Here is a 25,964-nt window from a genome sequence, read left to right as displayed (position 1 = left end):
GCAGTGCGGTTCAGCTCTGGTGCTTGCGGCGGGCCGCCGCCCGGGCCCGTGCGGTCTGGTCGAGGATCACCTTGCGCAACCGTACCGCCTCGGGGGTGACCTCGACGCACTCGTCCTCGCGGCAGAACTCCAGCGCCTGCTCCAGGGAGAGCTTGCGGGGCGGCACCAGCCGCTCCAACTCGTCGGCGGTCGACGAACGCATGTTCGTCAGTTTCTTCTCTTTGGTGATGTTGACGTCCATGTCGTCGGCGCGGGAGTTCTCGCCGACCAGCATGCCCTCGTACACCGGGGTGCCCGGTTCGACGAAGAGCGAGCCGCGTTCCTGCAGGTTGAACATGGCGAAGCTGGTCGCCACGCCGGTCCGGTCGGCGACCAGTGATCCGGTGGGCCGGGTCCGCAGCTCGCCGAACCACGGCTCGTAGGACTCGAAGACGTGGTGCAGGATGCCGGTGCCGCGGGTCTCGGTGAGGAACTCGGTCCGGAACCCGATCAGCGCGCGGGCCGGTACCAGCCACTCCATCCGGATCCAACCGGTGCCGTGGTTGACCAGCTGCTCCATCCGGCCCTTCCGGGTGGCCAGCAGCTGGGTGATCGCGCCCAGGTACTCATCGGGGGCGTCGATGGTCAGCCGCTCCACCGGCTCGCAGACCCGTCCGTCGATCTCCCGGGTGACCACCTGCGGCTTGCCGACGGTCAGCTCGTACTGCTCGCGGCGCATCTGCTCGACCAGGATGGCCAGCGCCAGCTCACCACGGCCCTGCACCTCCCAGGCGTCCGGGCGTTCGGTGGGCAGCACCCGCAGCGACACGTTGCCGATCAGTTCCCGGTCCAGCCGGTCCTTGACCAGCCGGGCGGTCACCTTCGACCCCTTGACCTTGCCGGCCAACGGTGAGGTGTTGGTGCCCAGGGTCATCGAGATCGCCGGCTCGTCGACGGTGATCAACGGCAGCGGGCGGGGGTCGTCCGCGTCGGCCAGGGTCTCGCCGATCATGATGTCCGGGATGCCGGCCACCGCCATGATGTCGCCCGGGCCGGCGGCCTCGGCGGGCTTGCGTTCCAGTCCCTCGGTCATCAGCAGTTCGGAGATGCGGACCTTCTGCAGGCTGCCGTCGGTGCGGCACCAGGCGACGGTCTGGCCCTTGCGGATGGTGCCTTGCCGGACCCGGCACAGCGCCAGCCGGCCCAGGAACGGCGAGGCGTCGAGGTTGGTCACGTGCGCCTGCAACGGCGCCTCCGGGTCGAAGGCCGGTGCCGGGATCGTCTCCAACAGGGTACGGAACAGTGGCTCCAGGTTGTCGCTGTCGTCCGGCACCGCGCCGCCGGCCGGCTGGGTCAGCGAGGCGACGCCGTCGCGGGCGCAGGCGTACACGATCGGGAAGTCGATCTGGGCCTCGTCGGCGTCGAGGTCGAGGAAGAGTTCGTAGGTGTCGTCGACGACCTCTTTGATCCGCGCGTCCGGCCGGTCCACCTTGTTGATCACCAGGATGATCGGTAGCCGGGCCTGCAGTGCCTTGCGCAGCACGAACCGGGTCTGCGGCAGCGGCCCTTCGCTGGCGTCGACCAGCAGCACCACGCCGTCGACCATGGTGAGGCCGCGTTCCACCTCGCCGCCGAAGTCGGCGTGCCCCGGGGTGTCGATGATGTTGATGACGACCGGGTCGCCCTGGTCGGGCACGTAGCTGATCGCGGTGTTCTTGGCCAGGATGGTGATGCCCTTTTCGCGCTCCAGGTCCATGGAGTCCAGCGCCCGGTCGGGCAGTTCGGCGCGGGCGTGCAGCTGGCCGCCTTGGCGCAGCATCGCGTCAACCAGCGTGGTCTTGCCGTGGTCGACATGCGCGATGATGGCCACGTTACGGAGATCGGAGCGGGTCTGCATGCTCCTATCCTCCGGCATCGGCGCGCCGGCCCGGCATCGGGTCGGCCCTGGCCGGCTTCGGCGTCGGGTCGGCCCTGACCGGCACCGGCTCCGGGACGCGGTGGTGGCCGAGCGCGCTCGGCCACCAGAACCGTCGGCCGAGCACCATCGCGATCGCCGGCACCAGCAGCGTCCGGACCAGCAACGTGTCGAGCAGTACGCCGAACCCGACGATCACCCCGATCTCGGTCAGGGTGACCAGCGGCAGCACGCCGAGGACGGTGAAGACCGCGGCGAGCAGGATGCCGGCGCTGGTGATCACCCCGCCGGTGACGGCGAGCGCGGTCCGCATGCCCTGCCGGGTGCCGTCGACGGCCGCCTCCTCCCGGGCCCGGGTGGTGAGGAATATGTTGTAGTCGACACCCAGGGCGACCAGGAACAGGAACGCCAGCAGCGGCACGCTGGTGTCCAGCGCCGGGTAGCCGAGCACCTGGGTGAACAGGGTGGTAGCCGCGCCGACGGCGGCGAAGAAGGTGGCGACGACCGTACCGACCAGGATCAGCGGCGCGACGATCGACCGGAGCAGCACGATCAGCACCGCCAGCACCACCACGAGCACCAGTGGGACGACGACCCGCAGGTCACGCAGGGCGGCGTCGCGGGTGTCCAGGTTCGCGGCCACCGAGCCGCCGACGAGGGCGTCGGCGGCTGGTACCGAGTCGAGCGTGGCCCGCAGGTCCCGGATGGCGCGGTAGCTTTCCGCGCTGTCCGGTTCGGCGCGTAGCACCACCTCGACGACGGCGAGGTCGTCGGTGCCGCCAGCCGGTCGGGCGCTGGTGACTCCGTCGACCGTTTCGGCGGCGGCGAGCACCGCGGGTGCCTGGGCGGCATTGGCGACGACGATCACCGGGTCGGCGGCCCCGGGTGGGAAGGACCGGGACAGGGTGGCCAGCCCGTCGATGGATTCGGCGCTGACCCGGAACTGTTCGGTCTTGCTCAGCCCGATCCGGGCGTCGAGCAGGCCGGTGGCCAGCACGGCGAGCAGCAGCAGTGACCCGGCGAGCACGGTGCGGGGTCGGCGGCTGACCAGGGCGCCGGCCCGGGCCCAGATGCCGCTGCGGGTGGGGTCGGGCTGGCCGGGGCGGGGGACGAACGGCCAGAACAGGCCACGTCCGCAGACGGACAGGGCAGCGGGCAGCACGATCAGGCCGTACAGCATGGCGGTGGTGATGCCGACGGCGCCGGCGACGCCGATCGCGCGGTCGTTGGCGAGTACGGCGGCGAGCAGGGTGAGCAGGCTGAGCACGACGGTCAGGGCGCTGGCGGTGATCGCCGGCCCGGCGGAGCCCAGCGCGCGGCGCAGGGCTCGGCGGCGGTCGGGTTCGCGGCGCAGTTCCTCGCGGTAGCGGGCGATCAGCAGCAGGGCGTAGTTGGTGCCGGCGCCGAAGACGAGGACGTCGACGATGCCGGTGGTGGAGGGGTCGATCCGCAGGTCGACGGCGCGGCTGACGATGGCGATGAGTCCGTTGCTGACCACATCGGCGGTGCCGACCACGGCGAGCGGCACCAGCCACAGCCAAGGGCTGCGGTAGGTGATCAGCAGCAGTGCGGCGACGACGGCGACGGTGGCGGCGAGCAGGGTGACGTTGGCGCCGTCGAAGGCGGCGGCGACGTCGGCGGTGAAGCCGGCACCGCCGGTGAGTTCGGCTTTGGCGCCGGTGGGAAGTCCGGCGCGGGCCTCGGCGCGGAGCCGGTCGACGACTTCGCCGAGGCGTTCGATGTCGATCTCGGCGGGTAGTGGGACGGCGACCAGGGCGGCGGTGCGGTCGGGGGCGTACACCGGTGGGCCGACGTCGCCGACGGCGTCGCGGGCGAAGGCCGCGCGGTCGGCGGTGATCGCGGCGTCGTCGTCGGCGGTCAGCGGGGCACCGCCGCGGGAGTAGACGACGAGGGCCGGGTTGAGCTGCCCGCCGGGTAGTTGCCGGCGCAGTTCGGCGACCTGGACGGACTCGGCGGAGTCGGGCAGCGCCCCGGTGGGGTCGTCACCGGTGCGGGGGTCACCGGCGAAGCCGATCACCACGGCGGAGAAGGCCGCTGCGGTGAGCAGGACCAGCCAGGCGGTCCACCGGCCGCAGATGATGCCGGTGAGCCGGGTGCCGAGCGGTGTGGGCATGTTTGCACCTCGTTCGTCGCCGATTGGGCGGGTACCAAATCTCACGGCCATCCAGTATCTCGTTCATCAAGACTATAGCCGGGCTGGGATAGGGTCGTGTCAGGACATGGATCGGAGGGCACACGGTGGGCGCCGGTGTATGGGGGACCCGGCCGAGCGGTCGGCCAGCGGTGGTGGCGGAGATCATCCGCCGGTTGCGCAGCTACACCGTCGATGCCGGCCACGTCGGTCATGCCTTCGCCGCGCTGCACGACCTGCACGCCACCGACCTGCAGGCGCTGATCGCGGTGATGGACGCCGAACAGAGCGGCGAACCGATTACCCCGGGCGGCCTGGGCGCACACCTCAACTTGACCTCCGGCTCGGTCACCGCACTGGTGGACCGGCTGGAGCGGGCCGGACACCTCTACCGCGACCGGGACCCGGACGACCGGCGCAAGGTGCGGCTGCGGTACGCGGCCGAGGGTGCCACCCTGGCCCGCGAGTTCTTCGCCCCGCTGGGCCGGCGTACCGACGCCGTGATGGCCGACTTCACCGACGACGAGTTGGAGACGGTCCGCCGGTTCCTGACGGCGATGGGCGAGTCAACCCGGGAGCACCGAGACGAGGTGCGCGCGGCCGCCCGGGACGGTGGCCGTGGGCGCTGACGGCGTAGCCGGCGGCCGGCCCGATCGGCGGCACGGTGTCGCCGGCCTGCGGCGGTTCGGGATCCCGGGCCTGCGGCGGTTCGGAACCGGGGGTCCGTCGCGGGTGCGGATCCGGCGCGACCTCGCCGTGCGGACCCGCGACGGGTTGCGGCTGCGGACCGACCACTATCGGCCGGTGGGTGCGGGCACCGCGCCGACCGTGCTGATCCGGACCCCGTACGGTCGAGGCGGTCCGGTCCGGCTGCTCGGTCTGCTGTTCGCCCGCCGTGGCTGGCACTGCGTCGTCCAGTCCTGCCGGGGCACGTTCGGGTCCGACGGGCTGTTCGAGCCGCTGCTGCACGAGCAGGCCGACGGGCTGGACACCCTGGAGTGGCTGCGCCGGCAACCCTGGTACGACGGCCGGCTCGGCACCTTCGGCATCTCCTACCAGGGCTTCGGGCAGTGGGCCACGGCCGCCCACGCCGGCGACGACCTGCGGGCGATGGTCGCGGTGGTCACCGCCGCGCAGACCCGCGACTCCACGTACGCCGGCGGGGGCTTCTCGCTGGACACGGTGCTGACCTGGGCGGAGCTGATGTCGGCCCAGCAGGTGCCGTGGCTGAGCCGCCAGCGTGAGCTACGCCGTGGCCTGCCCCGGCTGACCGCAGGTCTGGCGCACCTGCCACTGGCCGAGGCCGACCGGGTCGCGACCGGCGCCACCGTGCCGTTCTTCCAGGAGTGGCTCACCCAGCACCGTCCGGCGGCACCGTACTGGCTGCCCCGCACCTTCCACCGCGAGGTCGCCCAGGTCCGGGCCCCGGTGTCGATGGTGACCGGTTGGCACGACATCTTCCTGCCGGCCCAGTTGGCCGACTACGCGGCGTTGCGGGCGGCCGGCCGGCGGCCCCGGCTCATCGTCGGGCCGTGGACGCACGGCAGTCCCGGACTGTTCGTCACGGCGTACCGGGAGGCGGCGGAGTTCTTCGCGACCCATTTCGGCGAGGGGCCCGCCGCGTCCGGGCACCGGCCGGTGCGGGTGCACGTCGCCGGGGCCGGGTGGCGTGACCTCGCCGACTGGCCGCCGCCGGTGACGACCACCGGGTGGTACCTGTGGCCGGGCGGTCGGCTGGGCCGGTCGGTGCCGCCCCGGTCGGCGCCGGACCGGCACCGCTACGACCCGGCCGCACCGACTCCGGCGGTGGGCGGGCCGATGCTGATCGCCCAGCACGCCGGGGTGCGCGACAACCGGGGGCTGGAGGCCCGCCCGGACGTGCTGACCTACACGAGCGGGCCGTTGGACCGGCCGGTGGAGCTGATCGGCCCGGTGACGGCCGAGGTGTACGTCCGCTGCAGCGTCGCGTACTTCGACGTGTTCGTCCGGCTGTGCCGCGTCGACCTGCGCGGTAGATCCTGGAACATCTGTGATGGTCTGTCCCGGGTGGATGGCGAGGCGGGCGGCGAGGTGGTCCGGGTGCCGGTGACCCTCTGGCCGACCGCCTGCCGGCTGGCAGCAGGAGAGCGGTTACGGGTGCAGGTCAGCGGTGGCGCGCATCCGCGGTGGGCGAGGAACCCGGGATCTGGTGAGCCGCTGGGTACCGCCGCGCGGCTGCGGAGCAGCGAACGGTGGATCTTCCACGACCCGCAGCGGCCGTCGGTGGTCTGGTTGCCGGTCACACAGGACTGAGGATCTTCCGGCGGCGGGCCGGTGTCATCCGGCCAGAGTCGGCAGCGACTCACACCCTGCGCATCGTTGCCAATACTCAGAGTTATTCGCCCTGGTCAGGAGCTTGCTAGTCACGCTATTCTCGATACATGGCACCGTCGGGAGGGCGTCGGTCACCAGGACTGACGACACCGGGAGGACCGGAGTCGAGTCGTCGCCGGACGTGCCAGTCGAGGTGAGTCACCGGCCTGGCCAGCTGGTGCGCACAGTGGACCTGATGTCGCGGCGGCGCCCGCACCGGCGAGCGGAACCGCCCCGGTGAGCGGGGCCACCCGGCAGGCGGCGGCCGAGCCGGTCCACGGTCCCACGTTCCTCCGACGTCGACCGGAATCGATCCACCCACCCACCCATCCGCCGGCTGGGAAAGGAGGCACCACCACATGGGAATCTGGACCGATCTCGCTACCTGGCGGGGTCCCACCGTGAACAGCGGCAACGGCACCGGTGCGTTGAACGAGCCGGAGGACCGCCTCGACGCGCACCACGGCATCGTGGTGCACATCGCCGCCGGATACTTCGAGGGCACCATCGCCTGGCAGCGCAACCCCGCGTCGCGGGTGTCGTCGCACTTCGTCGTGGCCAAGGACGGGCGCATCGCGCAGATGGTCGACACCGAGATCCGGGCGTGGACACAGCGGGCGGGCAACCGCACCTGGCTCAGTATCGAGAACGAGGGGTTCCTGCCGGACCGGCTCACCGCACCCCAGCTGGAGGCGAACGCCCAACTGCTGGCCCGATCACACCTCGAACACGGCGTGCCGGTCCGCAACGCGAACAGCCCGCGCGAACGCGGACTGGGCCACCACAGCATGGGTGCCGAGAACGGCTTCGACTGGGGACACAGCCAGTGTCCCGGTCCGGCAATCGTCGCTCAGAAACCGACGATCGTCGCCCGAGCAGCGCAGATCGTCACCGCGATCCGACCGCCGGTACCACCCCGACCACGATGGATTATCGACGACCTCGACGACCCGGGAGACACCGTCATGTACCTCGTGCAGTGCACCATCCAGACCCCGAACCCGATCTACGTCGTGCACGACAGCGGCAAGGTCCGGCACATCGGGCCCGCCGAACTCGCGTTCCTGCGCAGCCTCAGCGGCGAGGACGAGGTGCCCACCATCACCGAGTCCGACCCGGCGGCCTGCTCCCGGTTGCTGGCCGAGGCCCGGGTCGCCCAGGGCTTCCTGCAGAACTGAGCGGTCGGCGATTGGGTTCGGGAACCGGCAGGCGGTTTCGGTCCGGGGTGGTGTGGGTACGGCTGCGGTGTTCACACCCGTTGCGCCCGTACCGTGAGGAGCGAACGATCATGGCCGACCAGCACAGCCGGCAGGATCCGACGGAGCAGTACGGTCAGCGGCGGGGGCAGCCGGTGCAGAAGCAGCCGCCACCGGGCACCGGGGTCAGGATGGACCCGCCGCCGGACCACGGCGAGGAGAGTTACCGCGGCTCCGGCAGGTTGACCGACCGGCGGGCGGTGATCACCGGCGGGGACTCGGGGATCGGTCGCGCGGTGGCGCTCGCGTTCGCCCGGGAAGGTGCCGACGTCGTGCTGTCGTACCTGCCGCAGGAGGAGCGCGACGCCCGGGAGACGGTCCGGCTGGTCGAGTCGGCCGGCCGGCGGGCGGTGCCGGTACCGGGCGACATCACCACCGAGCATCAGTGCGTGGAGCTGGTGCGACGCGCCGTCGAGGAGCTCGGCGGCATCGACATTCTGGTCAACAACGCCGGGTACCAGATGGCGCAGGAGAAGGGGATCGCGGAGATCTCCACCGAGCAGTTCGACCGGGTGCTGAAGACCAACCTGTACGCGTTGTTCTGGATCTGCAGGGCGGCCGTGCCGCACATGCCGCCGGGGTCCAGCATCATCAACACGTCGTCGATCCAGGCGTTCGATCCGTCGCCGTCGTTGTTGGACTACGCGACCACCAAGGCGGGCATCGTGAACTTCACCAAAGGGCTGGCGGCGAACCTGGTCGACCAGGGGATCCGGGTGAACTCGGTGGCGCCCGGGCCGGTCTGGACGCCGTTGATTCCGGCGACCATGCCGCCGGAGGCGGTGGGCAAGTTCGGCACCACGTCGCCGATCGGTCGGCCGGCGCAGCCGGCGGAGCTGGCCCCGTCGTTCGTCTTCTTCGCCTCGCAGGAGTCCAGCTACACGACCGGCGAGGTGCTCGCCGTGACCGGCGGTCGCCGCACGATCTGACCGTCGCCGCGTCGCCGCGTCGCCGGTGACGGGTCACCAACCGCGGGTCCGCCACTGTGGCAGCGCCGGACGCTCGGCACCGAGCGTGGAGTCCTTCCCGTGACCGGGGTAGAACCAGGTGTCGTCGGGCAGCCGGTCGAACAGCTTGCGCTCGACGTCGTCGATCAGAGACAGGAAGTTGCGCCGGTCGCCGCGGGTGTTGCCGACCCCGCCGGGGAACAACGCGTCGCCGGTGAACAGGTGCGCCACCCCGCGCGGATCCCGGTAGAGCAGGGCGACCGAGCCGGGCGTGTGCCCGACCAGGTGGACGACCTCCAGTTCACAGTCGCCGACCGCGACCCGGTCGCCGTCGGTGATGGTGGCGGTGACCAGGGGCAGCCCGTCGGCGTCGGCCGGGTGGGCGAGCGAGGCGGCCCCGGTCGCGGCGGCCACCTCCTCCAGCGCGACCCAGTGGTCCATGTGCTGGTGGGTGGTGACCACGGCGGCGAGCCCGGCCGGCCCGATCAGCTCCAGCAGCCGGGGTGCCTCGTTCGCCGCGTCGATCAGCACCTGCTCGCCGGTGCTGGTGCAGCGCAGCAGGTAGGAGTTGTTGTCCATCGGCCCGACCGCGATCTTGGTGATGGTGAGCCCGGTCAGCTCCCGGACGTCCGGCGCGCCGCCGACGGTGACATCTCCCTGGTAGGGCACCGGAACCTCCTGCTGGTCGTGGCTGGGCGGAATTGGCTTTCCCCGGCTGCCGTCAGAAGGCTACCGTTGCCGTGACGCGTCAGGCAGAGCTCTCCGGAGGGAGGTGGTGGTGACCGTGACTGTCCCCTGCGGTCCGTCCGCCTCTCCTTCCCACCGGGGTCGTCCGGCCGGTCCGGCCGGCGGGCACCCCACGACCTGACAAGGGTTCCCATGACGTTCGATCTCGCGTCCCTCGGCTGGGACGCCTTCCACGACCGTGCCCTGCCGGCTCCCGACACCGACCACCAGCCCGGCCGGGTGGCCCGGGTGGACCGCGGGGTGTGCACCGTACTGGTGGCCGACGGACCGATGCGGGCCAGTGTCGCCGGCGCGGTCCTCACCGCCGCCGCGTCCGACCCGGTGGCCCTGCCCTGCGCCGGCGACTGGGTGCTGGTGCGGACCTGGCCGGACGAGCGGACCACCGTCGAGCAGGTGCTGCCCCGGCGGACCGCGCTGGTGCGCCGTACCGCCGACAAGGACTCCACCGGGCAGGTGCTCGCCGCCAACGTCGACACGGCCGCCGTCGTCGAACCGATGCACCCGGCACCCGACCTGGGCCGCATCGAACGCTTCCTGGCGTTGGCCTGGGAGTCCGGCGCCGAGCCGGTGGTCCTGCTGACCAAGTGCGACGCGGTGGCCGACCCGGCGGCGGTGGGCGACCAGGTGTCCGCCGTGGCACCGGGCGTACCGGTCATCGCGGTCAGCGCGCAGCGCGGTGACGGCATCGACGAGGTGTCCCGGCTCGCGGCGCCCGGCCGCACCCTGGGGCTGCTGGGGCCGTCCGGGGCGGGCAAGTCGACGCTGGTGAATGCGCTGGCCGGCACCGAGGTGATGGGGGTGCAGGCCATCCGTCGGGTCGACGGCAAGGGCCGACACACCACCACCTACCGGGCGCTGATCCCGATCCCCGGCGGCGGGGCGGTGCTGGACACCCCGGGCGTACGGGCGGTGGGTCTGCTGGACTCCGCCGACGGCCTGGATGAGGCGTTCTCCGACGTGGCCGAGCTCGCCGCCGCCTGCCGGTTCGCCGACTGCGCGCACAGCGGTGAGCCGGGCTGCGCGGTGCGTGCCGCGATCGAGTCCGGCGACCTGCCGGTGCGCCGCTGGGAGAGTTGGCAGCGCCTGCAGCGGGAGGTCGCGCATGAGATGCGTCGCCGGGACGCGCGGCTGGCCGCCGCCGAGCGGGCCAGGTGGAAGCGGATCTCGAAGGAGAACCGGGCACGTAACCGGCAGCGGTGACGCCGGGTCAGCGGCCGGTCGGGTGTTCGCGCAGCCAGTCGTCGACGGTGTCGCCGCGGACCGCCGCGTACAGGTCGGCCGCGGCCGCGTCGTCGGGGAACACGACACTCTGCCCGGCCTGCTGACCGGTGCCCGCCGACGGCGAGGTGAGCATGGTCAGGTCGGTGCTGCGCAGCTGCCGCAGCGCCCACACCGTGTCGAACACCGAGGTGCCCTCGTCCACGGTGACCGCGTCGGCGGTGGCGCGCAGGAAGTCGTCGAGCCGGCCCGGGCTGGTGAGCAGCCCACTGCCGCTGGCCTGGTCCAGCACCGCCGCGATGATCTCCTGCTGGTGCCGCACCCGGGTGAAGTCGCCGTCGGCGAACTGCTTGCGCTGCCGGGCGTAGTCCAGCGCGGTGTCGCCGTCCATCTGCTGCAGCCCGGCGGTGAACTGCCGGTATGGCGGGTGGACCGAGGTGAACGACTCGTCGACGGCGAGTTCGATTCCGCCGACGGCGTCGATGATCTCGGCGAAGCCGGCGAAGTCGATGAGCACCACGTGGTCGATCCGGACCCCGGTGAATCCCTCCACGGTCTGCACCAGCAGCGGCGTCCCGCCGGTCGCGTACGCGGAGTTGATCTTGTCTTGGCGGCCGTCGCCGCCGTCCGGGTCCGGCACCCGGACCCAGGTGTCCCGGGGGATGGAGATCATCTGTACGCCGCCGCGGTCGGCCGGCAGGTGCGCCAGGATGATCGTGTCGGTGCGGGAACCGGAGGTGTCCGGATCCCGCGAGTCGCTGCCGACGATCAAGAAGTTCCTCGCCTGCTCGACGGCCTTGACCGGGCGTTGCGCCTCGGGCAGTGCGGTGAAGATCTCCACCTTGTCGACGTGCGACTCGACGGACCGGGCGTACAGCCACCCGGCGGCGGCGGTACCGCCGACCACCAGGATCAGCGACAGCCCTGTGACGAGCAGGGCGAGACGCAGCCAGCGGCCGCCACGGCGGCGGGAGGGCTGCTGCCCTGTCGTGCCGGGCGGCGACCCGTCGGTTTCGGGTACGGCCGCGTCGGGTTTGAGATTCGTATCGAGCATGACTCTCGCATCGGGCGTAGCGTTCGCGTCGACCGTGGCGTCGGAGACAGCGTCGGACATGGGACCAGAGGATACGGTGCCGCTGACCGGCCCGACATTGCCGGCTTGGTCGGTCCTGCCGGCCGGGTGGCAGCGGGGGCCGACCCGTCCCACCCCCCGATCGGACGGGCCGGCCCGCTGACACGTGGAGGAACCCCCTGCTCCACGCCAGGTCAATGGGTGACTTGACCAGTATGTGCAGTATGCCGGCCGATCCGGCCCGCCCGGGCGGTATCGGCGGGACTGGTTCCGGGGTACCTCGATCGGGTGACGACGTGTGTCGGGCAGAGTTGTCGGAGCCTGGGGCTACAGTTGCCGGGGCGTCGGCCAGGTCAGCTACAGACCACTGGCTAGAAGCGACGAAAATGACGATTCAGACACCCGACCAACGCAGATCTTGTGAGCCTCTACGGGAGCAGGCGGACCGTGGCCGACCGATTGATCATCCGTGGCGCGCGTGAGCACAACCTCCGCGACGTCAGCCTTGACCTGCCACGTGACGCGCTCATCGTGTTCACCGGGCTGTCCGGCTCGGGCAAGTCGAGCCTCGCGTTCGACACCATCTTCGCCGAGGGACAGCGGCGCTATGTCGAGTCGCTGTCGTCGTACGCCCGGCAGTTTCTCGGCCAGATGGACAAACCGGACGTCGACTTCATCGAAGGGCTGTCTCCGGCGGTCTCCATCGACCAGAAGTCCACCTCGCGCAACCCGCGGTCCACCGTCGGCACGATCACCGAGGTCTACGACTACCTGCGGCTGCTCTTCGCCCGGGTCGGCGAGCCGCACTGCCCGGTCTGCGGCGAGCGGATCTCCCGACAGACCCCGCAGCAGATCGTCGACCGGGTGCTGGCCATGCCCGAGGGCACCCGGTTCATGGTGCTCGCCCCGGTGGTGCGCGGGCGCAAGGGCGAGTACCTCGACCTCTTCGCCGATCTGCAGGCCAAGGGGTACGCCCGGGCCCGGGTCGACGGCGTGGTCCACCCGTTGACCGAGCCGCCGAAGCTCAAGAAGCAGGAGAAGCACACGATCGAGGTGGTCGTCGACCGGCTGACCGTCAAGGCCAGCGCCCGGCGTCGGCTGACCGACTCGGTGGAGTCGGCGCTCGGCCTCACCGGTGGCATCGTGCTGCTCGACTTCGTCGACCTCGCCGAGGACGACCCGGCCCGCGAGCGACGCTTCTCCGAGCACCTGGCCTGCCCGAACGATCATCCGCTGGCGATCGAGGACCTGGAGCCGCGGGTCTTCTCGTTCAACGCGCCCTACGGTGCCTGCCCGGAATGCGTCGGTCTGGGGACCAAGAAAGAGGTCGACGCGGAGCTGGTCGTCCCGGACGTGGAGCGCTCCCTGCGCGACGGCGCCATCCAGCCGTGGTCCGGCGGGCAGACCCAGGAGTACTTCGCCCGGCTGCTGGCCGCGCTCGGCGAGGCGGAGCACTTCGACCTGGACACCCCGTGGCGCAAACTGCCCAGCCGGGCGCAGAAGACCATCCTGTACGGCGCCGACGACCAGGTGCACGTCCGCTACCGCAACAAGTACGGCCGGGAGCGGTCCTACTACACCGGCTTCGAGGGCGTGGTGCAGTGGATCGAGCGGCGGCACACCGACACCGAGTCGGAATGGTCGCGGGAGAAGTACGAGGGCTACATGCGGGACGTGCCGTGCGGGTCGTGCGGCGGCGCCCGGCTCAAGCCCGAGGTGCTCGCGGTGACCGTGGCCGGGCGCAACATCGCCGAGGTGACCGGGCTGTCCGTCGGCGAGTGCGCCGACCTGCTGGGCGGGCTGGTGCTCACCGACCGGCAGAAGATGATCGCCGAGCGGGTGCTCAAGGAGATCAACGCCCGGCTGCGGTTCCTGGTCGACGTCGGACTGGACTACCTGTCGCTGGACCGCCCGGCCGGCACCCTGTCCGGCGGCGAGGCGCAGCGGATCCGGCTCGCCACCCAGATCGGCTCCGGCCTGGTCGGGGTGCTGTACGTGCTGGACGAGCCGTCGATCGGGTTGCACCAGCGGGACAACCACCGGCTGATCGAAACCCTGGTGCGGCTGCGCGGCCTGGGCAACACGCTGATCGTGGTCGAGCACGACGAGGACACCATCCGGACCGCCGACTGGATCGTCGACATCGGGCCGGGCGCCGGTGAGCACGGCGGCCGGATCGTGCACAGCGGGCCGGTCGACGAGCTACTGACCAGCGACGAGTCGCTGACCGGGGCGTACCTGTCCGGTCGCAGGGCGATCCCGGTGCCGGCCACCCGGCGGCCGGCGACGGCCGGCCGGGAGCTGGTGGTGCACGGCGCCCGCGAGCACAACCTGCGCAACCTGACCGTCACGTTCCCGCTCGGCCAGCTGATCGCGGTCACCGGGGTCAGCGGCTCCGGCAAGTCGACGCTGGTCAACGACATCCTCTACACCGTACTGGCCAACCAGATCAACAACGCCCGGCTGGTGCCCGGCCGGCACACCCGGATCACCGGGCTGGACCACGTGGACAAGGTCGTCGGCGTCGACCAGTCGCCGATCGGCCGTACCCCACGGTCGAATCCGGCGACCTACACCGGGGTGTTCGACCACGTCCGCCGGTTGTTCGCCGAGACGACCGAGGCCAAGGTGCGCGGCTACGGTCCGGGGCGGTTCTCGTTCAACGTCAAGGGCGGCCGGTGCGAGGCGTGCTCGGGCGACGGCACCATCAAGATCGAGATGAACTTCCTGCCGGACGTCTACGTGCCGTGCGAGGTCTGCAAGGGCGACCGGTACAACCGGGAGACCCTCGAGGTCCACTACAAGGGCCGCACCATCGCCGAGATTCTGCAGATGCCGATCGAGGAGGCTGCCGACTTCTTCGAGGCCATCCCGGCGATCCACCGGCACCTGAAGACCCTGGTCGACGTCGGCCTGGGCTACGTACGGCTCGGCCAGCCGGCGCCGACCCTGTCCGGCGGCGAGGCACAGCGCGTCAAGCTCGCCTCCGAGTTGCAGAAACGCTCCACGGGCCGGACCGTCTACGTGCTCGACGAGCCGACCACCGGGCTGCACTTCGAGGACATCCGCAAGCTGCTGACCGTGCTGGCCGGTCTGGTCGACAAGGGCAACACCGTGGTGGTCATCGAGCACAACCTCGACGTGATCAAGACCGCCGACTGGCTGATCGACATGGGGCCGGAGGGCGGGCACCGGGGCGGCACCGTGGTGGCCGCCGGCACGCCGGAGGAGGTCGCCGAGGTCGCCGAGAGCCACACCGGGGCGTTCCTGCGCCCGGTCCTGGGCCGCGCCGGCGACGCCGGTGGAGCCGCCGCCGCGTCCGCGCGGGCCGCGAAGGCCAACGGTACGCCCGGCCGGACGAAGAGCCCGACGGCCAGAGCCAAGCGCGGCACTGGTGGGCGCCGGGCGGCCGAAGCCGTCGCACAGCATTGACACAGCTCCCGTACAGCGGCGTCTACGGCTGCGTATGAATCATGGTCCTACCGTCATACCGGGATGAACCGTTCGTGACGCGTCGCCGTTTCTACTGGCGTGGCCACGGACGACCAGCCGTGGCAACTGACAGGAGGCAAGCTGAATGACTGAGCACCAGACGACGACCGACACCGGTCCGACCAGCCGCCGGGCGCTGCTGATCGGCGCAAGCGGGGTCGGAGCGACCGTGGCGCTCGCCGCCTGCGGCACCGGTACCGACGACGACCTGGGCGACGGTGCGAACGCGCCGGTCGACGCGGGCCAGCCCGCCGGCACGGACGGCGGTACGGACAGCGGAACGGACGGCGGCGGCGACACCGGGTCCGGCGGCGACGGGCTCACCACCGGCCAGGTGCCGGTCGGCAGCGGTATCATCCTCGCCGCCCAGGGGGTCGTGGTCACCCAGCCCGCCGAGGGAGAGTTCAAGGCATTCAGCAACGTCTGCACCCACCAGGGCTGCCCGGTGGCCAACCTCGACGGTGGCACCATCAACTGCACCTGCCACTTCAGCAGCTTCTCCATTTCCGACGGCTCGGTGCTCTCCGGCCCGGCGTCGGCGCCGCTGGAGGAGAAGACCATTACCGTCGACGGCGAGACCATCTCGGTGGCCTGACGGGTCCGGTCGTCCGCGTCCGCCGGGTGCGTGCCGCCCACGCGGACGCGGACGACCGGAGCTGTCACAGCCCTGGACTACGCTGACGGCGATGCCAGATCCGTCCAGCTACCGCCCTGCCCCCGGCACCATCCCGGACTCGCCGGGGGTCTACCGGTTCCGTGATCCCACCGGGCGGGTCATCTACGTCGGCAAGGCCAAGAGCCTGCGCAGCCGGCTCAACTCCTACTTCGGCGACCTGTGGCAGCTGCACCAGCGCACCCAGCAGATGGTCACCACCGCCGCGTCGGTCGACTGGGTGACCGTCGGCAGCGAGGTCGAGGCGCTGCAGCTGGAGTACCTCTGGATCAAGGAGTACGACCCCCGGTTCAACGTCCGCTACCGGGACGACAAGTCCTACCCGTACCTGGCGGTGACGCTGGACGAGGAGTTTCCCCGGCTGCAGGTGATGCGCGGGGCGAAACGCAAAGGGGTGCGTTACTTCGGGCCGTACTCGCATGCCTGGGCGATCCGCGAGACCCTCGACCTGCTACTGCGGGTCTTCCCGGCGCGGACCTGCTCGGCCGGGGTGTTCCGGCAGGCCGGCCAGGTCGGGCGGCCGTGTCTGCTCGGCGACATCGGCAAGTGCTCGGCACCGTGCGTCGGCCGGGTCGACGCCGCCGGGCACCGGGCAATCGTCGACGAGTTCTGCGACTTCATGGCCGGGCGCACCGACACCATGGTGCGCCGGTTGGAGCGGGACATGCACGACGCCGCCGAGGCGTTGGAGTTCGAACGGGCCGCCCGGCTGCGTGACGACGTCGCCGCGCTGCGCAAGGCGATGGAGAAGCAGACCGTCGTGCTCGGTGACGGCACCGACGCCGACGTGGTCGCCTTCGCCGAGGACCCGCTCGAAGCCGCGGTGCAGGTGTTCCACGTCCGCGGCGGCCGGGTACGCGGTCAGCGCGGCTGGGTGGTGGAGAAGGTCGAGCAGCTGACCACCGCCGACCTCGTCCATCACTTCTGCACCCAGGTGTACGGCCCCGAACAGGGTGAGACCGACGTGCCCCGGGAGTTGCTGGTGCCCGAGCTGCCGGCCGACGCGCCGGCGCTCGCCGACTGGCTGACCGCCCGCCGGGGCGGCCGGGTGACGCTGCGGGTGCCGCAACGCGGCGACAAGCGCGCCCTGATGGAGACGGTGGCCCGCAACGCCGGCGAGGCGTTGACCCGGCACAAGCTGCGCCGGGCCAGTGACCTGACCACCCGCGGCCAGGCGTTGGAGGAGATCGCCGAGGCCCTGGGGCTGGCCGCCGCGCCGCTGCGTATCGAGTGTTTCGACGTGTCGCAGATCCAGGGCACCGACGTGGTGGCCAGCCTGGTGGTGTTCGAGGACGGGCTGCCCCGCAAGGCCGAGTACCGCCGGTTCGCGGTCCGCGGCGCGACCGACGACCTGTCCGCGATGAGCGAGGTGCTGCGCAGACGCTTCGCCCGCCATCGCCAGCCCGCCCCCGAACGGTCGGTGCCTGCTGATGACGTACCGGCGCCGCCGGCCGTGGACGTGGGGCAGCTGCCGGCGGGCGTCGACCCGCAGACCGGGCGGCCGCGCCGGTTCGCGTACCCGCCGCAGTTGGTTGTGGTCGACGGCGGTGCGCCGCAGGTGCAGGCCGCCGCGGCGGTGCTGGCCGAGCTCGGCGTCGACGACGTGGCGCTGTGCGGGCTGGCCAAGCGGCTGGAGGAGGTGTGGCTGCCCGGCGACGACTACCCGGTGATCCTGCCGCGCACCTCTGAAGGGCTCTACCTGCTGCAACGCATCCGCGACGAGGCACACCGGTTCGCGATCACCTACCACCGGCAGCGCCGGTCGAAGCGGATGACCGCCTCCGGGCTGGACCAGGTGCCCGGGCTCGGCGAGACCCGCCGCAAGGCGCTGCTTCGGCACTTCGGTTCGGTCCGGCGGATCGCCTCGGCGACCGTCGACGAGATCACCGAGGTGCCCGGCATCGGACGGCGGACCGCGGAGACGATCGTCGCTGCGCTCGCCGGGTCCTCGGATGACGGCGCGGATCGCACCTAGAATCCCATCTGTGGTGCCGACCTGCGCGCACCTGGCGCGCCGCGTACCCGAGGCAGGAGGACCGTGAGGCAGAACAGCCCGAACCCGGGCGACGACATCACCCGGCCGGCCGACGACACACCGGCCAGCGTCGCGGCGGTCGACGACCTGGCCAGCAGCGCCGTACACGACGGCGAACCGGCCGGCACCGTGGCCGACCAGAACGAGGCCCGGCTGGTCGTGGTGACCGGGGTGTCCGGGGGCGGACGCAGCACGGTGGCCCGGGCCCTGGAAAACGTCGGCTACTACGTGGTGGACAACCTGCCGCAGGCGTTGCTGCTCGACATGGCCGAGCTGGCGATGCGGGCCGGCGGGGCGGCCCGGCGTACCGCGATGGTGCTGGACGTGCGCAGCCGTGCCTTCTCCACCGACCTGGTCGGCGCGATCCGGGCGCTCAAGGAGCGCGGATACCAGCCCCGGGTGGTCTTCGTCGACGCCGCCGCCGACGTGCTGATCCGCCGGTTCGAAAGTGTCCGGCGCTCGCATCCGCTGCAGGGTGACGGTCGGCTGGCGGACGGCATCGCCGCCGAGCGGGAGCTGCTCGCCGAGGCCCGCGACCAGGCCGATGTGATCATCGACACCAGCCATCTGAACGAGAACCAGCTCCGGCGCCGGGTCGAGGAGCTGTTCGGCGGCGAGGACGCCCGCCGGCTGCGGATCACCGTGCTGTCGTTCGGCTTCAAGTACGGGCTGCCGCCGGACGCCGACTTCGTGATCGACGCGCGGTTCCTGCCCAACCCGTACTGGGTCCCGGATCTGCGCGAGTACACCGGCCGGGAGGCGTCGGTCAGCGGGTACGTGCTCAGCCAGGAAGGCGCCGACGACTTCGTCCGCAACTACGCCGAGCTGGTCAACGCCACCACCGCCGGGTTCGAGCGGGAGGGCAAACGCTATCTGACCGTGGCGGTCGGCTGCACCGGCGGCAAGCACCGCAGCGTGGCGATCGCCGAGGAGCTCGCCGTACGGCTGCGTCAGGCCCGGCTGTCGGTCAACGCCCAGCACCGTGACCTGGGGCGCGAGTGAGCGCACTGCGGGTGGTGGCCTTCGGCGGCGGGCACGGGCTGGCCGCCTCGCTGCGTGGCCTGCGTCACGCCGGTGCCGAGCTGGCGCTGGACCTCACCGCGGTGGTCACGGTCGGTGACGACGGTGGGTCGAGTGGCCGGCTGCGGGCCGACCGTGGCGCGCTGCCCCCCGGCGATCTACGTCAGGCGCTCGCCGCGCTGGCCGGGCCGGCGTCGGCCGACCAGTTGACCGCCGAGCTGTTCCAGCACCGGTTCGTGCCGGTGCCGGGGGAGGCGCCGGCGACCGACCGTCCTGACCCACTCACCGGGCACGCGGTCGGCAACCTGGTGCTGTGCGGGCTGATGGAGCTGCTCGGCGACCCGGTCGCCGCGCTCGACCACGTCGGCCGGCTGCTCGGCGCGACCGGCCGGGTGCTGCCGATGTCCTGCGAGCCGGTGTCGATCGAAGCCGACGTGTGCGGCGGCGACCCGCGCCGGCCGGCCGACGTAATCACCGTCCGGGGCCAGCACGCGGTGGCGGTCACCCGGGGCCGGGTCGAGTCGGTACGGCTGCAGCCGAAGGCGCCGGCCGCCTGCCGGCCGGTGCTGGCGGCGGTGCGCGACGCCGACTGGCTGATCTTCGGGCCGGGCAGCTGGTACACCAGCGTCATCCCGCATCTGCTGGTGCCGGACCTGGCCGCCGCGATCGTGGCCAGCCCGGCCCGTCGGCTGGTCACCCTGAACCTGGCGGCGGAGAAGGAGACCCTCGGGCTGTCGGTCGCCGACCACCTCGCCGCGCTCAGCTGGTACCTGCCGCAGCTGCAGGTCGACACGGTGCTCGCCGACGGTACGGCGGTCGGCGATCCCGAGCCGGCGGCCCGTGCGGCAGAATCGCTGGGTGCGCGTTTGACGCTCGCCCCGTTGGCGGTCGCCGACGGCAGCCCCCGGCACGATCCGGTCGCGTTGGGTGCCGCCCTGGTGCCTGTCCTGGGGTCCGCTCGTTAAGCACGTACGTATCGGTACCCGCCGTCTAACCGGCCCCCGTGAGGTGAATGACTATGGCGATGACCGCTGCCGTCAAGGACGAGCTGAGCCGGGTCGACGTGCCCAAGCCGTGCTGCCGTCGTGCCGAGATGGCCGCGTTGCTGCGCTTTTCCGGCGGGCTGCACATCGTCGCCGGCCGGGTCGTCGTCGAGGCCGAACTGGACACCAACGCGGTCGCCCGGCGGCTGCGCCGGGAGGTGGCCGACGTCTACGGCTACTCGAGTGAGATCCACGTGCTGAGCCCGAGCGGGCTGCGTAAGGGCAACCACTTCATCATCCGGGTGGTCAAGGACGGTGAGGCGTTGGCCCGCCAGACCGGGCTGCTGGACGTTCGGGGTCGGCCGGTGCGTGGCCTGCCGCCGCACCTGGTGTCGGCGAACGTCTGCTGCGCCGTGTCGGCCTGGCGGGGCGCGTTCATGTCGCACGGGTCGTTGACCGAGCCGGGCCGGTCCAGTGCGTTGGAGATCACCTGCCCGGGGCCGGAGTCGGCGCTGGCGCTGGTCGGTGCCGCCCGGCGGCTGGGGATCGCCGCCAAGGCACGCGAGGTGCGCGGCGTGGACCGGGTGGTGGTCAAGGACGGTGACGCGATCGCCGCGCTGCTCACCCGGATCGGCGCGCACTCCAGCGTGCTGACCTGGGAGGAGCGGCGGGTACGCCGGGAGGTGCGGGCCACCGCGAACCGGCTGGCCAACTTCGACGACGCCAACCTGCGCCGCTCGGCACGCGCGGCGGTGGCCGCCGCCGCCCGGGTAACCCGGGCGTTGGAGATCCTCGCCGACGACGCCCCACGGCACCTGACGTCGGCGGGCCGGCTGCGGCTGGAGCACCGCCAGGCGTCGCTGGAGGAGCTGGGTGCGCTGGCCGACCCGCCACTGACCAAGGACGCGATCGCCGGGCGGATCCGGCGGCTGCTGGCGCTGGCCGACAAACGGGCCCGCGATCTCGGCATTCCGGACACCGAGGACGCGGTGACGGCGGAGATGCTCGTCGGGTGAACACCAGTTGTGAACCAGGGTGACCGGACGCCCCGGCGCAACACGGCACGGGCTTCTCGGATAGGGTCGCAGTGTACGGCGACGGGGCCGGCACCCGGCTCTCCCGCCGCGACCACCGCCTCGGGTGTCCCGCCCGAGCCACGTACGGCTGCGGCGTGACCAGCCGGATCATCTGATCGGCGCCCGGCCCGCCACGCGGTCGGCGCACACCAATCCGTCCGGCTCCGGCCCGGACGGGCGAGAAGCAAGGAGATGGGACCTGTGACCATCCGGGTTGGCATCAACGGCTTCGGCCGTATCGGCCGTAACTTCACGCGGGCGGTGCTCGCCTCCGGCGCGGACATCCAGATCGTCGCCTTCAACGACCTGGGCGACACCGCGACCACCGCGCACCTGCTCAAGTACGACAGCATCCTGGGCCGGCTGCCGCACGAGGTGAAGGCCAGCGGCGACGAGATCACCGTCGGCGGGCAGACCATCAAGGCGCTCGCCGAGCGCGACCCGGCCAAGCTGCCCTGGGGTGAGCTCGGCGCCGACGTGGTGATCGAGTCGACCGGCTTCTTCACCGACGCGACCAAGGCCAAGGCGCACGTCGACGGCGGCGCCAAGAAGGTGATCATCTCGGCCCCGGCCAAGAACGAGGACTTCACCGTCGTGCTCGGCGTCAACGACGGCCAGTACGACCCGGCGAAGCACACGATCATCTCGAACGCCTCCTGCACCACCAACTGCCTCGCCCCGATGGCGAAGGTGCTGCAGGACACGTTCGGCATCGAGCGTGGCCTGATGACCACCATCCACGCGTACACCCAGGACCAGAACCTGCAGGACGGCCCGCACTCCGACCTGCGCCGGGCCCGCGCCGCCGCGCTGAACATCGTGCCGACCTCGACCGGTGCCGCCAAGGCGATCGGCCTGGTGCTGCCGGAGCTCAAGGGCAAGCTGGACGGCTACGCGCTGCGGGTGCCGATCCCGACCGGCTCGGCCACCGACCTGACCGTCACCGTCGGCCGGGAGACCACCGTCGAAGAGGTCAACGCCGCGGTCAAGGCCGCCGCGCAGGGCCCGCTGGCCGGCATCCTCACCTACACCGAGGACCCGATCGTGTCGGCCGACATCGTCACCGATCCGGCGTCGTGCATCTTCGACGCCGGCCTGACCAAGGTGATCGGCGACCAGGTCAAGGTCGTCGGCTGGTACGACAACGAGTGGGGCTACTCCAACCGCCTGGTGGACCTGGTCAAGCTGGTGGGCGCGTCCCTGTGAGCCAGGTAACCACTCTCGACGACCTTCTCGCCGAGGGTGTGTCGGGTCGGCGCGTGCTGCTGCGCGCCGACCTGAACGTCCCGTTCGAGAAGGACAACCCGGGGGTCATCGCCGACGACGGCCGGATCCGTGCGGTGCTGCCCACCCTGACCGCGCTGCGTGACGCCGGCGCGGCCGTGGTGGTCTGCTCCCACCTGGGCCGGCCCAAGGGCGCCCCGGACCCGAAGTACACCCTGGCCCCGGTCGCCGCCCGGCTCGGCGAACTGCTCGGCACGCCGGTCGCGTTCGCCACCGACACCGTCGGTACCTCGGCGCAGGCCACCGTCGCCGGCCTGACCGGCGGCCAGGTCGCACTGCTGGAGAACCTGCGGTTCAACCCGGGGGAGACCAGCAAGGACGCCGATGAGCGGGGTGCCTTCGCCGACCAGCTGGCGGCGTTCGCCGACGCGTACGTCGACGACGCGTTCGGCGCCGTGCACCGCAAGCACGCCAGCGTGTACGACGTGCCGGCGCGGCTGCCGCACGTCGCCGGCAAGCTGGTGCACCGTGAGGTCGAGGTGCTCGGCAAGCTGACCGGCGCACCGGAGCGGCCGTACGTGGTGGTGCTCGGCGGGTCGAAGGTCTCCGACAAGCTCGCCGTCATCGAGGCGCTGCTGCCGACCGTCGACAAGCTGCTGGTCGGCGGCGGCATGTGTTTCACCTTCCTCAAGGCCCAGGGCCACGAGGTCGGCAAGTCGCTGCTGGAGGCCGAGATGGTCGACACCTGCCGCGACCTGCTGGAGCGGGCGGCCGGCAAGATCGTGCTGCCGGTGGACGTGGTGGCCGCCACCGCGTTCGCCGCCGACGCCGACCACGACGTGGTCGACGCCGCCGCGATCCCGGCCGACCGGCTCGGGCTGGACATCGGCCCGCGCAGCGTCGCCGCGTTCGCCGAGGCCCTGTCGACCGCGCGGACGGTGTTCTGGAACGGCCCGATGGGTGTGTTCGAGCTGGCACCGTTCGCCGCCGGCACCCGGGGCGTTGCCGAGGCGATCACCAAGGTCGACGGCTTCACCGTCGTCGGTGGCGGCGACTCGGCGGCCGCGGTGCGCACCCTCGGTCTCGACGAGTCCGCCTTCGGGCACATCTCGACCGGCGGGGGCGCCTCGCTGGAGTACCTGGAGGGCAAGACCCTGCCCGGCATCGCCGCCCTGGAGAAGTGAGAGCAGTGCCTGAGACCGTTGCCCGCCGGCCGCTGATGGCCGGCAACTGGAAAATGAACCTCAACCACCTGGAAGCCATCGCGCTGGTCCAGAAGCTGGCGTTCAGCCTGAACGAGCAGCAGCTGACCGACGTCGAGGTGGCGGTGCTGCCGCCGTTCACCGCGCTGCGGAGCGTGCAGACGCTGATCGACGGCGACAAGCTGGCCATCGGCTACGGCGCGCAGGACCTGTCGCCGCACGCCTCCGGTGCCTACACCGGTGACATCTCCGGGGCGATGCTGGCAAAGCTCGGCTGCCAGTACGTCACCGTCGGCCACTCCGAGCGGCGGGCGTACCACAACGAGGACGACGCGGTGGTCAAGGCCAAGGTGGCCGCCGCACTGGCCAACGGGATCACCCCGATCCTGTGCGTCGGTGAGGGCCTGGACGTGCGGGAGGCCGGCGGCCACGTCGCGCACTGCCGTGACCAGGTCGACGCCGCGCTGGCCGGGCTGACCGCCGAGCAGGTGGTCAAGGTCGTCATCGCGTACGAGCCGGTCTGGGCGATCGGCACCGGCAAGACCGCCACCCCGGCTGACGCGCAGGAGGTGTGCGGGGCGATCCGGGCCCGGCTGGCCGAGTCGTACGACCAGGCCACCGCCGACCAGACCCGGATCCTGTACGGCGGTTCGGTCAAGGCGGCGAACATCGCCGCGATCATGGCCGAGGCCGACGTTGACGGCGCGCTGATCGGCGGCGCCAGCCTGGACGCCGACGAGTTCGCGCAGATCGCCCGCTTCCCGGAGCACATCAAGCGCTGACCGGTCGACACCGTCGAGGTTTCGGCCGTCACACATACCGTCGCGGGCCATGATGCCGCAGAGGCACGATCACGCCTCTGCGGCATCATGCCGTCGTCCGTCGTCCGTCGTCCGTCGTCCGTCGTCCGTCGTCCGTTGCCTGTCGCCGGCTGCGGCCTGCGGCTTCGGTGCTTGCCGTGCCACGGCCGGTGATGGTGGACTGGTCGCCCTGGGGATCCACCGCGCCGCCGAGGGAGCCGGATGACCATCAAACAGGACCGCGACGAAATCTTCATCGAGTACACCAAGTCGATCTGTCCGGTGTGCAAGGTCGTCGTCGACGCCCAGGTCAACATCCGCGACGACAAGGTCTACCTGCGGAAACGCTGCCGCGAGCACGGGCAGTTCGAGGCGTTGGTCTACGGCGACGCGCAGATGTACCTCGACTCGGCCAGGTTCAACAAGCCCGGCACGATCCCGCTGGCGTTCCAGACCGACGTGGTCGACGGCTGCCCCAGCGACTGCGGGCTCTGCCCCGAGCACAAACAGCATGCCTGCCTCGGCATCATCGAGGTCAACACCGGCTGCAACCTGGACTGCCCGATCTGCTTCGCCGACTCCGGCCACCAACCCGACGGCTACTCGATCAGCCTCGACCAGTGCGAGCGGATGCTCGACACGTTCGTCGCCGCCGAAGGCGAACCCGAGGTGGTGATGTTCTCCGGCGGGGAACCCACCATCCACAAGCAGATCCTGGAGTTCGTCGACGCCGCCCAGGCCCGGCCGATCAAGGCGGTCAACCTCAACACCAACGGCATCCGGCTCGCCTCCGACAGGCGGTTCGTCGCCGAACTCGGCCGGCGGCACAGCCCGGATCGGGCGATCAACATCTACCTGCAGTTCGACGGCTTCGACGAGCGCACCCACCGGGCGATCCGCGGCCGCGACCTGCGCGAGGTCAAGCGGCGGGCGCTGGACAACTGCGCCGAGGCCGGGCTGACCGTCACCCTGGTCGCCGCCGTCGAACGCGGGCTCAACGACCACGAACTCGGCGCGATCATCGAGTACGGGCTGACGCACCCCGCCGTACGGTCGGTGTCGTTCCAACCGGTCACCCACGCCGGTCGGCACGTCGAGTTCGACCCGTTGCACCGGCTGACCAACTCCGACATCATCCACGGCATCGTGGCGCAGCGACCCGACTGGTTCACCGCGTCGGACTTCTTCCCGGTGCCGTGCTGCTTCCCGACCTGCCGGTCCATCACCTACCTGCTGAGCGAGGGCACCCCGGGCGAACCCGGCTTCGGGGTGGTGCCGATCCCACGGTTGCTCAACGTCGCCGACTACCTCGACTACGTCGCCAACCGGGTGCTGCCGGACCTGGCGATCCGCGAGGCGTTGGAGAAGCTGTGGTCGGCGTCGGCGTTCATGGGCACCGGGACCACCAGCGAGCAGTTGACGGCCGCCGCAACGGCGCTGGACTGCGCCGACGCCTGCGGAATCAACCTGCCGGCGGCGATCGCCGACATCACCGACCGGGCCTTCATGATCGTCATCCAGGACTTCCAGGACCCGTACACACTCAACGTCAAACAGCTGATGAAATGCTGCGTCGAGGAGATCACGCCGGACGGACGGATGATCCCGTTCTGCGCGTACAACTCGGTCGGCTACCGGGAACAGGTCCGCGAGCAGTTGTCCGGTGTCGCGGTGGCCGACGTGGTGCCCAACGCGTTGCCGCTGCAGCCGGTGCTCGCCGATTCACCGTACGGGTCGAAGGTGGCCCGGCCCGGCGCACGTACCGGCACCGGTCGGATCGCCCCGGACACCACCAACGTCGGCCGGCGGCTCCGGTGACCG

18 protein-coding genes and 1 pseudogene are annotated in these 25,964 nt (G+C 71.4%); 15 read left to right on the top strand and 4 right to left on the bottom strand.

All coding sequences use genetic code 11. The annotated features are described in order from the left end of the window. Positions 1-10: 10 nt before the first annotated feature. Positions 11-1,876 carry a translational GTPase TypA gene (gene typA / locus O7553_RS15305; RefSeq protein ID WP_281550435.1) on the bottom strand — a complete coding sequence of 622 codons (1,866 nt, stop codon included), beginning with the start codon at positions 1,874-1,876 and terminating at the stop codon, positions 11-13. 4 nt (positions 1,877-1,880) lie between these two features. Beyond that, on the bottom strand, positions 1,881-4,028 hold the full coding sequence (locus O7553_RS15300) for an MMPL family transporter (protein WP_281550434.1): 2,148 nt from the start codon (positions 4,026-4,028) through the stop codon (positions 1,881-1,883). A gap of 125 nt (positions 4,029-4,153) precedes the next feature. On the opposite strand from O7553_RS15300, the gene O7553_RS15295 reads away from it, so the two are divergent. The 4 genes from O7553_RS15295 (at position 4,154) to O7553_RS15280 (ending at position 8,583) form a co-directional block, all read left to right on the top strand. Beyond that, on the top strand, positions 4,154-4,675 hold the full coding sequence (locus O7553_RS15295) for a MarR family transcriptional regulator (protein ID WP_281550433.1): 522 nt from the start codon (positions 4,154-4,156) through the stop codon (positions 4,673-4,675). Between the two features lie 46 nt (positions 4,676-4,721). Next, entirely contained in the window at positions 4,722-6,338 is a 1,617-nt protein-coding gene (locus O7553_RS15290; protein WP_281555622.1) for a CocE/NonD family hydrolase, read from the top strand. A gap of 419 nt (positions 6,339-6,757) precedes the next feature. Continuing rightward, positions 6,758-7,576, top strand: a complete 819-nt coding sequence (locus O7553_RS15285; protein ID WP_281550432.1) for a peptidoglycan recognition family protein — start codon at positions 6,758-6,760, stop codon at positions 7,574-7,576. A gap of 107 nt (positions 7,577-7,683) precedes the next feature. Continuing rightward, on the top strand, positions 7,684-8,583 hold the full coding sequence (locus O7553_RS15280; protein WP_281555621.1) for an SDR family oxidoreductase: 900 nt from the start codon (positions 7,684-7,686) through the stop codon (positions 8,581-8,583). Between the two features lie 33 nt (positions 8,584-8,616). On the opposite strand, the gene O7553_RS15275 is transcribed toward O7553_RS15280, so the two are convergent. Then, the gene (locus O7553_RS15275) at positions 8,617-9,270 is read right to left on the bottom strand and encodes an MBL fold metallo-hydrolase (RefSeq protein ID WP_281550431.1); all 654 of its coding nucleotides are present in this window, start codon (positions 9,268-9,270) and stop codon (positions 8,617-8,619) included. Between the two features lie 210 nt (positions 9,271-9,480). Between O7553_RS15275 and rsgA the strand changes: the two genes are divergently transcribed. Continuing rightward, positions 9,481-10,548, top strand: a complete 1,068-nt coding sequence (gene rsgA / locus O7553_RS15270) for a ribosome small subunit-dependent GTPase A (RefSeq protein ID WP_281550430.1) — start codon at positions 9,481-9,483, stop codon at positions 10,546-10,548. A gap of 7 nt (positions 10,549-10,555) precedes the next feature. Here the strand turns inward: rsgA and O7553_RS15265 are convergent, their stop codons facing one another. Then, a complete protein-coding gene (locus O7553_RS15265; protein ID WP_281550429.1) occupies positions 10,556-11,680 on the bottom strand; it encodes an LCP family protein in 1,125 nt (374 codons plus the stop codon). Positions 11,681-12,085: 405 nt separating this feature from the next. Between O7553_RS15265 and uvrA the strand changes: the two are divergent. The 10 genes and pseudogenes from uvrA to O7553_RS15215 all read left to right on the top strand — a co-directional run. Next, positions 12,086-14,983: pseudogene (gene uvrA / locus O7553_RS15260) on the top strand (excinuclease ABC subunit UvrA); the annotation flags it as partial. Positions 14,984-15,215: 232 nt separating this feature from the next. Next, complete coding sequence (locus O7553_RS15255) at positions 15,216-15,725, top strand: Rieske (2Fe-2S) protein (protein WP_281550427.1); 510 nt, start codon at positions 15,216-15,218, stop codon at positions 15,723-15,725. A 91-nt stretch (positions 15,726-15,816) separates the two neighbouring features. Continuing rightward, positions 15,817-17,778 carry an excinuclease ABC subunit UvrC gene (gene uvrC, locus O7553_RS15250; RefSeq protein ID WP_281550426.1) on the top strand — a complete coding sequence of 654 codons (1,962 nt, stop codon included), beginning with the start codon at positions 15,817-15,819 and terminating at the stop codon, positions 17,776-17,778. Between the two features lie 189 nt (positions 17,779-17,967). Beyond that, entirely contained in the window at positions 17,968-18,840 is an 873-nt protein-coding gene (rapZ, locus tag O7553_RS15245) for an RNase adapter RapZ (protein ID WP_281555620.1), read from the top strand. Then, entirely contained in the window at positions 18,837-19,823 is a 987-nt protein-coding gene (gene yvcK / locus O7553_RS15240; protein ID WP_281550425.1) for a uridine diphosphate-N-acetylglucosamine-binding protein YvcK, read from the top strand. Before rapZ ends, yvcK begins: the two co-directional genes overlap by 4 nt. Before the next feature lie 53 nt (positions 19,824-19,876). Further along, positions 19,877-20,857 (top strand): DNA-binding protein WhiA, encoded by a 981-nt coding sequence (gene whiA / locus O7553_RS15235; RefSeq protein WP_123602428.1) that lies wholly within the window; start codon positions 19,877-19,879, stop codon positions 20,855-20,857. Positions 20,858-21,118: 261 nt separating this feature from the next. Beyond that, positions 21,119-22,123: a type I glyceraldehyde-3-phosphate dehydrogenase gene (gene gap, locus O7553_RS15230; RefSeq protein WP_281550424.1), complete on the top strand. Its 1,005-nt coding sequence runs from the start codon at positions 21,119-21,121 to the stop codon at positions 22,121-22,123. Continuing rightward, complete coding sequence (locus tag O7553_RS15225) at positions 22,120-23,325, top strand: phosphoglycerate kinase (RefSeq protein ID WP_281550423.1); 1,206 nt, start codon at positions 22,120-22,122, stop codon at positions 23,323-23,325. Before gap ends, O7553_RS15225 begins: the two co-directional genes overlap by 4 nt. Before the next feature lie 35 nt (positions 23,326-23,360). Then, positions 23,361-24,125, top strand: coding sequence for a triose-phosphate isomerase (gene tpiA, locus O7553_RS15220; RefSeq protein WP_281555619.1), 765 nt, complete (start codon positions 23,361-23,363; stop codon positions 24,123-24,125). A gap of 246 nt (positions 24,126-24,371) precedes the next feature. After that, on the top strand, positions 24,372-25,961 hold the full coding sequence (locus tag O7553_RS15215; RefSeq protein ID WP_281555618.1) for a radical SAM protein: 1,590 nt from the start codon (positions 24,372-24,374) through the stop codon (positions 25,959-25,961). The last annotated feature ends 3 nt before the right edge of the window (positions 25,962-25,964 follow it).

This window comes from Solwaraspora sp. WMMA2059 (assembly GCF_027497315.1).
Classification (GTDB): domain Bacteria; phylum Actinomycetota; class Actinomycetes; order Mycobacteriales; family Micromonosporaceae; genus Micromonospora_E.
The sequence above is the reverse complement of the archived record's forward strand: the minus strand, read 5'-3'. Positions and strand labels throughout refer to the sequence as shown.

Bases quoted from the DNA above. Each gene is read 5' to 3' on its own strand.
- O7553_RS15285 (WP_281550432.1), top strand. From the start codon at position 6,758: ATGGGAATCTGGACCGATCTCGCTACCTGGCGGGGTCCCACCGTGAAC.
- rsgA (WP_281550430.1), top strand. From the start codon at position 9,481: ATGACGTTCGATCTCGCGTCCCTCGGCTGGGACGCCTTCCACGACCGT.
- O7553_RS15265 (WP_281550429.1), bottom strand. From the start codon at position 11,680: ATGTCCGACGCTGTCTCCGACGCCACGGTCGACGCGAACGCTACGCCC.
- whiA (WP_123602428.1), top strand. From the start codon at position 19,877: ATGGCGATGACCGCTGCCGTCAAGGACGAGCTGAGCCGGGTCGACGTG.
- typA (WP_281550435.1), bottom strand. From the start codon at position 1,876: ATGCAGACCCGCTCCGATCTCCGTAACGTGGCCATCATCGCGCATGTC.
- O7553_RS15255 (WP_281550427.1), top strand. From the start codon at position 15,216: ATGACTGAGCACCAGACGACGACCGACACCGGTCCGACCAGCCGCCGG.
- O7553_RS15300 (WP_281550434.1), bottom strand. From the start codon at position 4,028: ATGCCCACACCGCTCGGCACCCGGCTCACCGGCATCATCTGCGGCCGG.
- tpiA (WP_281555619.1), top strand. From the start codon at position 23,361: ATGGCCGGCAACTGGAAAATGAACCTCAACCACCTGGAAGCCATCGCG.
- uvrC (WP_281550426.1), top strand. From the start codon at position 15,817: ATGCCAGATCCGTCCAGCTACCGCCCTGCCCCCGGCACCATCCCGGAC.